A 12,856-nucleotide genomic window follows, 5' to 3' on the forward strand; every position below is an offset into this window, starting at 1 on the left:
CGGTCTTGTTAAAATCCGTCGGGGGTCCGGTTATTTGCTGTAGCCCTTGCTCAGGCCGCTGATGAATTGCCGCGAGAACAGGGTGAACAGCAGCACCAGCGGCACAGCACCAAGCGTGAGTGCCGCGAGCAGTGCGGGATAGTCGTTCATGAACTGGCCGACGAACTGCTGCACGCCGAGCGTCACCGTCTGGTTCTGCCGGCTTGGCGCCAGGATCAGCGGGAACCAGAGATCGTTCCAGACAGGCAGCATGGTGAGTGCCGCGACCGCGGCGAGGCCCGGCCTGACCAGCGGCAGCACGATCCAGAAGGTGCGCAGTTCGCTCGCCCCATCCATGCGCGCCGCTTCCTTGAGATCGGTCGGCACGGTGCGGAAATAGGTGACCATCAGCGTCACCGCGATCGGGATGCTCATGGCGGTGTAGACGAGGATGAGCGCCACCAGCGTATCCATCAATCTCCAGGCGAGCATCATCTGGATCAGCGGGATGGTGCCGAGCCGGATCGGCAGCATGATGCCGAGCACGAACAGGCCGCTGAGCAGTGACGCCAGCCGCACCCGGTATTCGACCAGCGCAAAGGCGGCGAGCGTCGACAGCACCACCGTCAGCAAGATCGTCGTCACCGTCACGATCAGGCTGTTGCGGTAATTGACGATGAAATTGCCGCGCGTGAAGACGCGTTTGTAGCCTTCCAGGCTGAAGGTCTTGGCCGTCGGCAGGTCGAACGGTCCGCCGAAGATCGCCGGCGTCGTCTTCAGCGAATTGATGATGACGATCAGCACCGGCCCGATGGCAAGCAGCACGAAAACGATCAGCAGCGCATGCACGATGATGCGCTCCACCGTCCAGGGTTCGCGGTCCTGGCGATGGCGGGCGGGGGGTATGGTGAGGTCCGGAGCGCTCATCTCAGTTCCTAGACCGAATAGGATTTCAGGCGGCGCTGGATCAGCCAGAAATAGGCCGCGGTGACCAGCAACACGGTGAGGAAGATGACCGTTGCGACCGCGGCACCCAGATCGAGATCGGCAAGCTGCCCGCTCGAGCCGAAGAAGGTGCGGTAGAAATAGGTGCCGAGAATGTCGGTGCTGTAATTCGGCCCGGGCGCCGAGCCGTTGAGCGCAAAGACCAGGTCGAAGCCGTTGAAGGTCCAGATATAGGTGAGGATGGCGATCAGCCCGAACTGCGGCGCGATCAGCGGGAACTTGATCTTCCAGAAGGTCGTCCAGCCGCCGGCGCCGTCGATGTTGGCGGCCTCGACAAGCTCGTTGGGCACCGCCAGCAGAGCGCTGTAGAGGAAGACCATCGGGATGCCAAAATACTCCCAGACCGACATCAGCGAGATGGTGGTGAGTGCTGTCGATTCCGTGCCCAGCAACGGGAAGCCGACAAGGCCCCAGAGCGGGTTGATGATCAGGCGCCAGACGAAGCCGACAATGACCACCGACAGCGTCGCCGGTATGAACAGCAGCGTGCGGTAAATGCCTTCGGAGCGGGCCAGTTTTCCTGAGGTGAGCAACGCCGCCAGCAGTAGACCCATCGGCACTTCGACGATCAGATGGATGGCGAAATACTGCATGTTGTTGAGCAACGCATTCCAGAAGCGGGCGCTGATGGTCGGGTGGGTGAACAGGCGCACGTAATTGGCAAAGCCGACGAAGGTGTCTCCCGAAGCGCCGCTGGTCTGGAAGAAGCTCATGACGATCGAGGTCGCCAGCGGCAGCACGGCAAAGACCAGATAGACGGCCAACGCCGGCAACACGAAGAGCAGCAGGTTTCGGTAAGCGGCGGCGGGAGATATCAAGGGAAAACCTCATGTTCACGCCGGCTGAGATGGCGTCGGCGTGCCGGAGGCTTGCGCATGCCCCGCCATCTGGCAAGACATGCGCAAAGCTGATCCGGATTACTTCTTCTGCGGCCCGTACCAGGAGGCGAGGCCGGCCTGGAGTTCGGTCGCAACCTGCTGCGGGGTGACATCCGCCTTGGTGAACATCACCTGCAGCAGGCGCCAGGTCTCGTCGTCGAGCGGCGGCGTGCCGGAGCTCAGGCGATCCAGCGCCAGGCGCGGGGTGAGCTCGGCGCCCTTCTTGAGGTCGGCGAAATCCTGCGCCAGCTTGTTCTTGTAAGTGACCGGCTTCGAGCTCATGGCAAAGAAGCCGGGAGCTGCGTTGACGTAGAGTTCCTGGAATTCAGGCCCGGCCACCCAGTCGAGGAAGGTTTTTGCCGCTTCCTTGTGCGTGCTCTTGGCGTTGATGCCGATGCCCATGTCGGGCATTTCCTGCAAATAGCGCTTGTCGCCGGCCTTGGGCACCGGCGGCCCGAAAACGCCGACATTGAGGTTGGTCGAGGTCACCTGGTTGATGTCCCACGAACCGTCGGGAAGGATGGCCGCCTTGCCGAGCGTGAATAGCTGCGTCATGTCGGCATAGTTCAGGCTCTCCTGCCCGGCAGGCAGGAACGGCTTCCAGGCGGCGAAGGCGGCGATGGCGTCGACGAATTCCGGATCGGTCAGCTTCTTCTTGCCGTCGATCAGGCCAAGCCGGCCCTCCTCGCCTTTCCAGTAGGCCGGGCCGATCGAGTACAGGCCATTATAGGCGAGCTGCCAGGATTCGGCCGCGCCATAGGCGAGCGGCGTGTAGCGGCCATCCTTCTTGATCGCGGTCAGCACATCGATGAACTCGGCGCTGGTGGTCGGCACCTTAAGGCCCAGTTCCTTGAAGATGTCGGCATTGTAGTAGAAGCCGGCGAGCACGGCGGCGACCGGCAGGCAGTAGGCCTTGTCGTCGGCGCCCGACCATGCGGCCCGCGAGGTTTTGTCGAAATTTTCGAGGCCCGGCAGGCCTTCGAGCGGCTCGAAATAGCCGCGCTTGATCCATTCGCGGTTCACGTCGAACGGGCGGCAGGTGATCAGGTCGCCGCCGGCGCCGCCTTCGATCTGCGACTGGATGGCGGCGTTGTATTCATTGGTGTTGATCGGCGCGAACTCGACCTTGATGTCGGGATGCTTGGCCTCGAAGGCCGGCAGGATGGTGTCCTGCCACACCGCGATGTCCTCGGTGCGCCAGCTGTTCAAGGTGATGGTGACCGGGTCGGCAAACGCGGCACCGACACCGCCTGCAAACATCACGCCGAACGTTACCGCCAGCGGGACCGATACATTTATGGAACGCATTTTCCTGCTCTCCCTCAAGATGGTGCCTCGTGTGGATTCACGATTTTGCACTGTTGCCTCGGACCATACCTACTGATACATCTTGTGACAAGTGGTATTGTGTTGTCTTTTCCGTGAAGCAGGTCCATCCGGGCTGAGCAGCACCAACGGATGGGCAGAATCTGGGAGGATTTGAATGATCGGCGTTGGAATTCTGGGCTCGGGCTTCATCGCCGAGACCTATGCGGACTCGCTGCTCGACGTGCGCAATGCCGAGCTGGTTGCCTGCTCGTCGCGCAGTTTCGAACGCGCCACGGCCTTTGCCAGGAAATGGGGCCCCAAGGTCACCGCGCACCGGGATATCGACGCGCTGTGCGCCGATCCGGCGGTCGAGCTGGTGGTGATCGCGCTGCCCAACGAGATCCATCTCGAGGCCGTCAGGATCGCCGCGAAGCACGGCAAGGCCGTGATCTGCACCAAGCCATTGGCACGCACCGGCAAGGAGGCGCAGGAAATCCTCGACATCGTCCAGCGCGCCGGCATCTGGCACGGCTATGCCGAATGCGCGGTGTTTTCGCCCAACATCGCCAAGGCCCACCAGATGATCCAGGCCGGCGGTATCGGCAATCTGTTGACCATGCGGGCGCGTGAGGCGCATTCGGGGCCGCACGCGCCGCATTTCTGGAACGCCGAACTCGCCGGTGGCGGCGCCCTGCTCGATATGGGCTGCCACACCGTCGAAAGCGCCCGCCATTTCTTCGGCAAGGACAATCTCATCACCGAAGTGATGGCGTGGGGCGCAACACTCGTGCATGGCGACAAGACGACCGGGGAAGACACGGCGATCGCGCTGCTGAAATTCGCCGGCGGCCAGCTCGCCACCATCGAGTCCTCATGGATCGAGAAAGGCGGCATGCAGCTTCGCCACGAACTGGTCGGCTCGGCGGGCCGCATCGTCACCGACACGTCGGTCGGCCCGGTCTGGGGTTTTATCGAGAAGCCGGTGGGCTATCTCGTCGAGAAGGCCGATGCCGAGACCGGCTGGGTCTATCCGGTGCCCGAGGAAACCCGCGCCTATGGTTTTTCGCAACAGATGCGGCATTTTGTGGAACGCTTCGCGGCGGGGACGACACCGCTGGAAACGTTCGAGGACGGCGTCATCGTCAACCACATAATTGACGCCTGCTACCGTTCGATGCGAACGGGCGTATGGGAAAAGGTGAAGGCGGATGGATGACTGAGATGGAGGGCTCGCCACTGCAGTCGGACGGACCGGAGCCGCTGTGGCGGCAAGCGGCCGATGCGATCCTGCAGGAGATCGCCAGCGGCAAGCTCGCCTCGGGCGCGCGGCTGCCGGCCGAGCGCGACCTGTTCACGCGCATGTCGATCTCGAGGGTGACCTTGCGACGGGCCCTGCAAAGCCTTGTCGAGGAAGGCGTGCTGACGCCCTCGCACGGGCGCGGCTGGTATGTCTCGGCCAAGGTGCCGAAGGAATTTCCCAACACGCTGGAATCGTTCAGCGAGACCGCCAGGCGTCTCGGCCTGACGCCCTCCTCCGACGTGCTGCGCGCCGAACAGGCGCCGGCCTCGCTCGACGAAGCCGAGGAGCTTGCGATCGCACCGGGTGCCGCGCTGTTTCATCTCGAGCGTATCCGCCGCCTCGACCAGGTGCCGGTCGCTGTCGACACCTCGTTCTTTGCCGCAAGCCTCGTTCCCGACCTCAGCCATATCGATTTCAGCAGCGCGTCGCTGTTCGGCCTGCTGATCGACGCCGGCGTCGACCTGGCGCGCGCCGAAACCACGATCGAGGCGCATGGCGCCGATCCCGTGCTGGCGCGTCACCTCGACATCGATGTCGGCAAATCCACCCTGGTCATGCGCCAGCTCATTGTCGATACGGCCGGCCGGCCGCTGCTGTCCTCGACGATCCGCTACGCCGGCGACCGCTATCGCCTGCGCACATCCTTCTCCCGCACCGGCAAGACCGCTGCCCCTCGCATTCCGCTGTCACGGGCGGACCGCGAATAGCGGCCCGGGAAGGCGGAGCAGCGAAGAGGTCGCATCGGGTAAGCCCGCCACGATCAGAGCCTACTCGAAGGAATAGGTGAACCCTTCCTTGGAGGCGCCGACGGTGACCTTCGTCATCTTTTCGCCCGCGAGCGACCGGTTGAGCACGCCGCGGCTCAGTTCCGGCAGGAGCGTGTTGGTCAGGATGGCATCGATCATCCGTCCGCCGGATTCGATTTCGGTGCAGCGGGCCTTGACCAGATCCATGACACCGTCGCCGATCACCAGTTCCGCATCGTTGGTCGCACGCAGCCGGCGCGCGATCTTGGCGAACTGGTGACGGGTGATGGCTTCGATCATGGAATCCGAGAGCGGGTAATAGGGAATGGTCACCACCCGGCCAAGGAAGGCCGCAGGGAAGACCTTCAGTAATGGGCTGCGCAATGCGGTATCGAGATCGTCGAGCCCGGCCCGCAGCGTGCCATTCTTCGTGCGGTCCATGATGACCTCCGAACCGACATTCGAGGTCAGCAGGATCAGCGTGTTCTTGAAATCGATCCGGCGACCCTCACTGTCGTCCATCATGCCCTTGTCGAAAACCTGGAAGAAGATTTCGTGCACGTCGGGATGCGCCTTCTCGACCTCGTCGAGCAGGATCACCGAATAGGGTTTTCTGCGAACCGCCTCGGTCAGGATGCCGCCCTTGCCATAGCCGACATAGCCGGGCGGTGCGCCCTTGAGGGTCGAGACGGTGTGCGCCTCCTGGAATTCGGACATGTTGATCGAGATCAGGTTCTGCTCGCCGCCATAGAGCGTTTCGGCCAGCGCCAGCGCGGTTTCGGTCTTGCCGACGCCCGAGGGGCCGCAGAGCAGGAAGACGCCGACCGGCTTTTCCGGCGCGCCAAGCCCGGCGCGGCTGGTCTGCACGCGTTTGGCGATCATCTCCATGGCGTGATCCTGGCCGACGACCCGCTCCGAAAGCGTGGTGGCGAGCTTGAGCGCCTTTTCGGTCTGGCTGGACAGCATCCGTCCCGTCGGGATGCCGGTCCAGTCCTGGACCACGGCCGCCACGGCATTGCGGTCGACGGACGGCAGGATCAGCGGTGTTTCGCCTTGCGCCTCGGCCAGTTCGGCCATCAGCTCGCGCAACCGGGCAAGGTCGGCCACCGGATCCGACGGCGCAGGATCGGCGGCCGCCGGCGCGTCGGCCTTGGCTTTGGCCGCCTTGGTCTTCGTCGTTTCCGCCTTCGCCGTTTCAGCCTTGGGCGGCTCAGTGTTGAGCGGTTCGGTCTTGGACGGCTCAGTTTGGGGCACCTTGGTCTTTTCCGCGTCCGGCGCTGCCGCTTCGGTATCGGCCTCGGCGGTCGCCGCCGCATCGAGAGGTACGCCCTCGCCGCGCAGCCGGGCGCGCAATTCGAGTATCTCGGCGACCAGCGCCTTTTCACGATCCCAGCGCTGCTGCGCCGCGGCCAGGGTGACCTCGCTTTCGGCAAGCCCGGTCTCGACGCGGGCCTGCCGGTCGGCCACCTCGATGCCGATCGCCGCCTCGCGACCGATGATGCCGCGCTCGACCTCCAGCGCCTGGCGGCGGCGCAGGATGTCCTCGACCTCGGCCGGCGTGGCGTGCTGCGATATGGCGACACGGGCGCAAGCGGTGTCGAGAAGGCTGACCGCCTTATCAGGCAGTTGCCGTGCCGGGATGTAGCGATGCGACAGGCCGACCGCCGCCTCGATCGCCTCATCGAGTATCTGCACCTCGTGATGCTTCTCCAGCACGCCGGCGACACCGCGCAACATGAGAACGGCCACGGCTTCCGACGGCTCGTCGATCTTGACCACCTGGAAACGGCGGGTCAGCGCCGGGTCCTTCTCGATGTGCTGCTTGTATTCAGCCCAGGTCGTTGCCGCGATGGTGCGAAGTTCGCCGCGTGCCAGCGCCGGCTTCAGGAGATTGGCGGCATCGCCGGTGCCTGCCGCGCCGCCGGCGCCAATCAGCGTGTGGGCTTCGTCGATGAACAGGATGACCGGCGTTTCGGACGACTGAACCTCGTCGATGACGGCCTTCAGCCGTTTTTCGAATTCGCCCTTCACGCTGGCGCCCGCCTGCATCAATCCGACATCGAGCATGCGCACGCTGACCCCTTGCAGGGTGGGTGGCACGTCGCCTTGGGCGATACGCAAGGCAAAGCCCTCGACGACCGCGGTCTTGCCGACCCCGGCCTCGCCGGTCAGGATCGGGTTGTTCTGCCGGCGCCGCATCAGGATATCGACGATCTGCCGAATCTCCGGATCGCGGCCGACGACCGGGTCGATCTTGCCGTCGCGGGCACGCTGGGTCAGGTCGGTGGCGTATTTGGCCAGCGCCGAATCTCCGCCCGGCCCTCGTTTTATCGGCGTTTCGGCGGCGGGCGTCGTCGGAGCGGCGCCGGCTTCGAGCGAGCCTTCCGTGACATCGGCGAACCGCGAAATGACCGCGTCGGCGTCGACCTTGTCAAACTCGCCGCTGATCTTCGACAACAGGCCTTCCAGCACCGGCGTCTTCAGGCAGGCAAGCAGAATATGCGCGCTGCGGACTTCCTCGACGCCGAACTCGAGCGTCGCGAGGTTCCAGGCCTCCTGGATGGCATGGAAAATATGGTCGGAGAATTCCTCGATCGATGTCGCGCCATAAGGCAGCTTGTCGACGGCGCGGGTCATGTCGGCCGTGAGCCGGCTCGCATCCACGCCGGCATCGGCGATGATCATTTGCACATCCGAGCGGTCGGAAAGCACCAGTTGCTCGATGAAATGGACGAGTTCGACGTATGGATTGCCACGCAGCTTGGCGGCGTCGGCGGCAGCCTTGAAGGCGCGGACACCCACAGGATTGAGCTTGCCGACCAGTTCCTTGCGTTTGAAGGTCTGCGATGACCGGCGCTGTTCCATCGAACGTGCTCCTGCGATCTGCCAGGCGATAAACTGCCACATAAGCCGTCACTTGACAAAGCGCCTGATGGACCGTGTTGTGGAAACTCCCGCACCACTGGCTGCAAATGGCCACGACAGTGCGCGCCTCTGCGCGACGCGATTTGCGTGCGGCTAAGGCAACCAAGCCAAGGGCTTCGGCACTCTGGGCGCGATTGCGTTTAGCCTCTGTTAATTTTTGAGCGCTCGTTGAATTGTGGTAAAGTGCAACCGTGTGATAACGTCGCGTCACTTACGGTTTGAGGCCGGTCGCTGGGGGTTTGTGTGCTTGATGTCGCACTCTGGCTTAGTCCGCTCGACGGTGGAAATCCGTCAGGGGAGGATTTGCGCAACGACCCGGCTTTTCATGAGCTGGAGCGCCTGACCGAACCCGAGATCAAGGTCGTCCACGACGGCAACAACAAGCCAACTTCGCAAAGCACCATTCCGGTCGACTGGTCCGCGGTACTGGCAAAGGCGGCGGAATTGCGCGCGCATGGCCGCGACCTGCGGCTGCTCGTCATCGTCACGCGCGCGCTGGCCAATGAAGAAGGATTGGCCGGGCTCGCGCAGGGTCTGACCCTCATTGCGCAGACCTTCGACCAGCATTGGGACACCATGCATCCGGCCCTGCGGCCCAACGCTGCGCCGCGCGATGCCGCCTTGCGCCGCATCAACGCGCTGCTCGATCTCCAGAACGGTCAGGACGGTCTGTTGGCGAACCTGCGGCAGATGATTTTCTTTGCGCCGCGCTCGATCGGACCGATCAGCGGACGTGACCTTGAACAAAGCGCGCTCGACGACCGTGTCATGCTCCAGGAAGCCGCCTCGGGCTTGAACACGGCGGAAAAAGCGGCACTGGTCATCGCGCACGGACAATTGTTGAACCGGGTGCGTGCCGGATGTGCGGCACAGGCGGATCAGGCCGGTGCCGAGATGGTCGCGCTCGTCGCCGACGCCCGGGCGGCGATCGCGGCCCTCGACGCGGTCGAAACCGCGCTGGGCGCCCGCCTCGAGGGCGGCGGCGCTCCTGTTCCGGAATTAAAACGGTTTCTGCAGCGTTTGCTGACGACCCTCGAACGGAACGCGGCAGCGGGCGCCGTGGCGAATGGCGTGGCCAAGACGCCTACCCCGGCAGAACCGGCAACGCCTGCTCGAAACGGTCATGGAGCCGATACTATGGCAAGTGCGGCAAGCTACACGGAGACCAGCACCGGGCTTCCCGACCGGATCTCCTCGCGTGACGACGTGGTGAAATGCCTCGACCTGGTCGTGGCCTTCTACGACCGCACCGAACCGTCGAGCCCGATCCCACATCTGGCGCGGCGCGTGCGCCGCATGGTGCACATGGATTTCGTTGAACTGATGGAAGATCTCGCCCCGTCGGGGCTGAAGGAATTCCGGCTCCTTGCCGGCGTTCCCGACGTCAAGAAGACGGCTCAGAAGGATGAAAGGTAACAGCACATGCCAGCCGAAAGCAAAGCGAAGGTCATCGAACGAAATCGCGCGCCGCGAGTGCAGATCGCCTACGATGTGGAAACCTACGGCAGCCCGACAACGATCGAATTGCCGTTCGTCATGGCCGTGATGGCCGACCTTTCCGGTGCTTCGCAGACAAAGGAAGCGTCGAAATCCGTGCTGGACCGAGCCTTCGTCGAGACCGACGCGAACCGCTTCCCCAAATTCATGGAGGCGCTCGGGCCCCGCGTCAAAGCCCGGGTGAAGAACACGCTACCGCAAGCCGAAGGCCAGGAGCGCGACGAGGAACTGGCGCTCGATCTCACCTTCACCAAGATGGGCGATTTCGCCCCGGACAAGATCGCCGCGCAGGTGCCGCAACTGGCCGAGATCCTCAAGATGCGCCGCCAGCTCGAGGAACTGCTCGGCTTCATGGACGGGCGCGTCGACGCCGAAAAACGCATCGCACAGCTGCTGAACAACGAGCCGTTGCTTGGCAAGATCGCCAACCAGGCACTCGCCGACGACGACAAGGCAGGGGAGTAAACCATGGCCGAACAGCAAAAGACTGCCGCCGTCGCCGAGGCCGAAGCCATCGACCTTGGAGAATTCAGCGGACTCCTCGAGAAGGATTTCAAGGTCAAGAAGGACGACAGCGAGAAGCTGCAGCAACTCGTGCGCAATCTTGCGCTCGCGGCGCAATCGCGTTCCGAGACCACGACCATTTCGTCCAATGCGATCAAGTCGATCAAGTCGCTGATCGCGGGCATCGACAAGATGCTGACGGCACAGGTCAACGAGATCCTGCACGCGCCGGAAGTGCGCGAGATGGAAGGCACATGGCGCGGCCTCTGGTATCTCGTCAACAACACCGAGACGGATCAGAAGCTGAAGATCCGGGTGATGAACATCTCCAAGGAGCAGCTGGCCGATACGCTCGAAGACTATGAAGGCCAGATGTGGGACCAGAGCCCGATCTTCAAGAAAGTCTATACGGACGAGTATTCGATGCTTGGCGGCGAGCCGATCGGCTGCGTTATCGGCGCCTACGAATTCTCCAACCACCCGCGCGACGTCGGCCTGCTGCGCAACATCTCCGGCATCTGCGCCTCGGCGCACACGCCGTTTATCGCGGCCGCCTCGCCGCGCCTGTTCCGCATGGACAGCTGGCAGGAATTGCCCAACCCGCAAGACCTGCAGCAGATCGTCTCCAACCCGGCCTATGCCTCGTGGCAGTCGCTGCGCGAGAGCGAGGACGCCCGCTATATCGGCCTGACCATGCCGCGCGTCCTGGCCAGGCTGCCCTATGGCACCGACACCGTTCCGGTGAAGGGCTTCACCTTCGAGGAAGAGGTGCAGGGCGATCACAACAAATATGTCTGGATGAACGCCGCCTTCCCGATGGGCGTCAACATCAACCGCAGCCACAAGCTTTTCGGCTGGGGCACGCAGATCCGCGGCGTCGAGAACGGCGGCACGGTGCTCAACCTGCCGGTGCACAGCTTCCCGACCGACGACGGCTCGATCGCGATGAAATGTCCGACCGAGGTCGCGATCGACGACCGGCGCGAGGCCGAACTGGCCAAGCTCGGCCTGATGCCGATCCTGCACCGCAAGAATACCGATCTGGCGGCCTTCATCGGCGCCCACTCACTGCAGGACGACGAGACGCGCGCCGGCCGGCTGGTCGACCCCGACGCCCAGTCGAACGAGCGGCTGAGCGCCAACCTGCCTTACCTCTTCCCGGTCTCGCGCTTCGCGCACTACCTCAAGGCCATTGCGCGCGACAAGGTCGGCTCGTTCAAGGAGCGCTCCGACATGCAGATATGGCTGACCGAGTGGATCAACCGCTACGTGCTGGCCAACCCGGCGTTTGCCGACGACAAGGCGCGCGCCAAGCGCCCGCTTGCCGCGGCCGAAGTCCAGGTGGATAGCGTCGAAGGACGGCCGGGCTATTACAACGCCCGCTTCTATCTGCGCCCGCATTACCAGCTGGAAGGCATCAACGCCTCGCTGCGGCTGGTATCGGAGCTGCCGTCCGTGAAGACCTGATTTGCAGCAACCTGACCTTGTTTCGTTTGAAAGCGGTGGAGAGAGACAATGCCAATGAAGATCGATGGTTTTCTGAAGGTTCCCGATATCAAGGGCCCAAGCACCCGCGACGGCCACTCGGACGAAATCGAAATCCATGGCGTCGACTACAAGATGGTCGCACCCTATGACCCGAATTCGCTCTCACGCCGTGGGCGTGTGTCGATGGGCATGATCAAGTTCATCAAGCACTACGACAAATCCTCGCCCTATCTGAAAAAGGCGCTGTTCGAGAACAAGGCGCTGGATGAAGTGGTGTTCTCCGCCCGGCGGACCATCGATGGCGAGACCAAGGATTACCTGGTCGTCACGCTCACCGACGCTTCGATCATGGAATACGACATGTCGCAGGCGGAGGACGAGGAAGACCTGATCCAGGAAGAGGTCAGCTTCGCCTACAAGAAGATCAAGTTCGTCTATGACGGCAATGATGAAGCCGAAATGGATGTCTATGTCGGCAAGTGAGGTTCGGCGGCCCGGCGCGGGCAAGCAGCAAATCGCGGGCAGCCTGCGGGCAAAAAGCGAGGCTGTCCAACCGTCGCTGTGGGATCGCCTCGTCAATGACTTGCCGGGCCTGACCTCGGAGATAGACGGGCTGCGCCATGTCCTGCTGGACGAGCTTGGCGCGGACCGTCTCGACACGCTCGTCGCCGGCAGTGCGCGGACCATCGACACCGATGCGGAGCTGACGCCGGACCAGAAACGGCGCCTGCATCGCCTGGCCTTCCAGACCCAGCACCGCGCCGAGATCGAAAGCCGCAGCGTGGTGGTTTCGGCGCGCGTGCTCAGAGAAGCGGTGCGGCGCGATATCGAGGCTCTGTTCAACACGGAGCGCTTCGAGGCCACGCCGCTGCTGTCCGACCTGGAGAATGAGCAGATCGCGGACAATCCGCCGTCGCTCGCCGATTTTCCGGAGGTCCGTCGAAGCGTGGTCAATTACGGCGTGCCGTCCTTCTCGGGCCGGTCGTCCCGCGACTTTGACCGCGACGTGCTGGCGCGCGAAATCCGCTCGGTGCTCGCCACCTTCGAGCCCCGCCTCAAGGAAAGCGCGACGACAGTTACCGTCACCCTAGGCGACAAGACCGTGGGGCTGAAGATCGAGATCGATGCCGTGCTGATCATGACGCCCACACCGGAACGCATGCGCCTGCGCACCACGATCAATCTCGACAACGGCTTGGCGCGGACCGAAATTAGGGACGCCTGAG

At 63.4% G+C, this 12,856-nt stretch carries 11 protein-coding genes; 7 read left to right on the forward strand and 4 right to left on the reverse strand.

Annotated elements, in window-relative coordinates; genetic code table 11:
* Positions 1–30: 30 nt before the first annotated feature.
* From JN279_RS31255 to JN279_RS31265, 3 genes are all read right to left on the reverse strand, one after another.
* Positions 31–906 carry a carbohydrate ABC transporter permease gene (locus JN279_RS31255; RefSeq protein ID WP_202351116.1) on the reverse strand — a complete coding sequence of 292 codons (876 nt, stop codon included), beginning with the start codon at positions 904–906 and terminating at the stop codon, positions 31–33.
* Between the two features lie 8 nt (positions 907–914).
* The gene (locus tag JN279_RS31260) at positions 915–1,802 is read right to left on the reverse strand and encodes a carbohydrate ABC transporter permease (protein ID WP_202351117.1); all 888 of its coding nucleotides are present in this window, start codon (positions 1,800–1,802) and stop codon (positions 915–917) included.
* A gap of 99 nt (positions 1,803–1,901) precedes the next feature.
* Positions 1,902–3,170: an ABC transporter substrate-binding protein gene (locus JN279_RS31265; protein WP_202351118.1), complete on the reverse strand. Its 1,269-nt coding sequence runs from the start codon at positions 3,168–3,170 to the stop codon at positions 1,902–1,904.
* A gap of 175 nt (positions 3,171–3,345) precedes the next feature.
* Here JN279_RS31265 and JN279_RS31270 point away from each other — a divergent pair, with 175 nt between their 5' ends.
* Together JN279_RS31270 and JN279_RS31275 are read left to right on the forward strand one after the other, a co-directional pair.
* Entirely contained in the window at positions 3,346–4,386 is a 1,041-nt protein-coding gene (locus JN279_RS31270) for a Gfo/Idh/MocA family protein (protein ID WP_202351119.1), read from the forward strand.
* Entirely contained in the window at positions 4,383–5,177 is a 795-nt protein-coding gene (locus JN279_RS31275; RefSeq protein ID WP_202351120.1) for a GntR family transcriptional regulator, read from the forward strand. The genes JN279_RS31270 and JN279_RS31275 overlap by 4 nt, the downstream gene beginning before the upstream one ends.
* 60 nt (positions 5,178–5,237) lie before the next feature.
* Here the strand turns inward: JN279_RS31275 and tssH are convergent, their stop codons facing one another.
* On the reverse strand, positions 5,238–8,081 hold the full coding sequence (gene tssH, locus JN279_RS31280) for a type VI secretion system ATPase TssH (protein WP_202351121.1): 2,844 nt from the start codon (positions 8,079–8,081) through the stop codon (positions 5,238–5,240).
* A gap of 303 nt (positions 8,082–8,384) precedes the next feature.
* On the opposite strand from tssH, the gene tssA reads away from it, so the two are divergent.
* Genes tssA through tssE form a run of 5 tightly spaced genes read left to right on the forward strand, consistent with a single transcriptional unit; the run spans position 8,385 to position 12,855 of the window.
* Positions 8,385–9,557 (forward strand): type VI secretion system protein TssA, encoded by a 1,173-nt coding sequence (tssA, locus tag JN279_RS31285; RefSeq protein WP_202351122.1) that lies wholly within the window; start codon positions 8,385–8,387, stop codon positions 9,555–9,557.
* A 6-nt stretch (positions 9,558–9,563) separates the two neighbouring features.
* Positions 9,564–10,103 carry a type VI secretion system contractile sheath small subunit gene (tssB, locus tag JN279_RS31290; RefSeq protein ID WP_096455200.1) on the forward strand — a complete coding sequence of 180 codons (540 nt, stop codon included), beginning with the start codon at positions 9,564–9,566 and terminating at the stop codon, positions 10,101–10,103.
* A 3-nt stretch (positions 10,104–10,106) separates the two neighbouring features.
* Positions 10,107–11,609: a type VI secretion system contractile sheath large subunit gene (gene tssC / locus JN279_RS31295; RefSeq protein WP_095199081.1), complete on the forward strand. Its 1,503-nt coding sequence runs from the start codon at positions 10,107–10,109 to the stop codon at positions 11,607–11,609.
* A gap of 54 nt (positions 11,610–11,663) precedes the next feature.
* Positions 11,664–12,113 (forward strand): Hcp family type VI secretion system effector, encoded by a 450-nt coding sequence (locus JN279_RS31300; protein WP_416361774.1) that lies wholly within the window; start codon positions 11,664–11,666, stop codon positions 12,111–12,113.
* Positions 12,100–12,855, forward strand: coding sequence for a type VI secretion system baseplate subunit TssE (gene tssE / locus JN279_RS31305; protein WP_202353835.1), 756 nt, complete (start codon positions 12,100–12,102; stop codon positions 12,853–12,855). The genes JN279_RS31300 and tssE overlap by 14 nt, the downstream gene beginning before the upstream one ends.
* Position 12,856: the final 1 nt, after the last annotated feature.

It is taken from the genome of Mesorhizobium sp. 113-1-2 (assembly GCF_016756475.1).
GTDB classification, from domain to species: Bacteria; Pseudomonadota; Alphaproteobacteria; order Rhizobiales; family Rhizobiaceae; genus Mesorhizobium; species Mesorhizobium loti_C.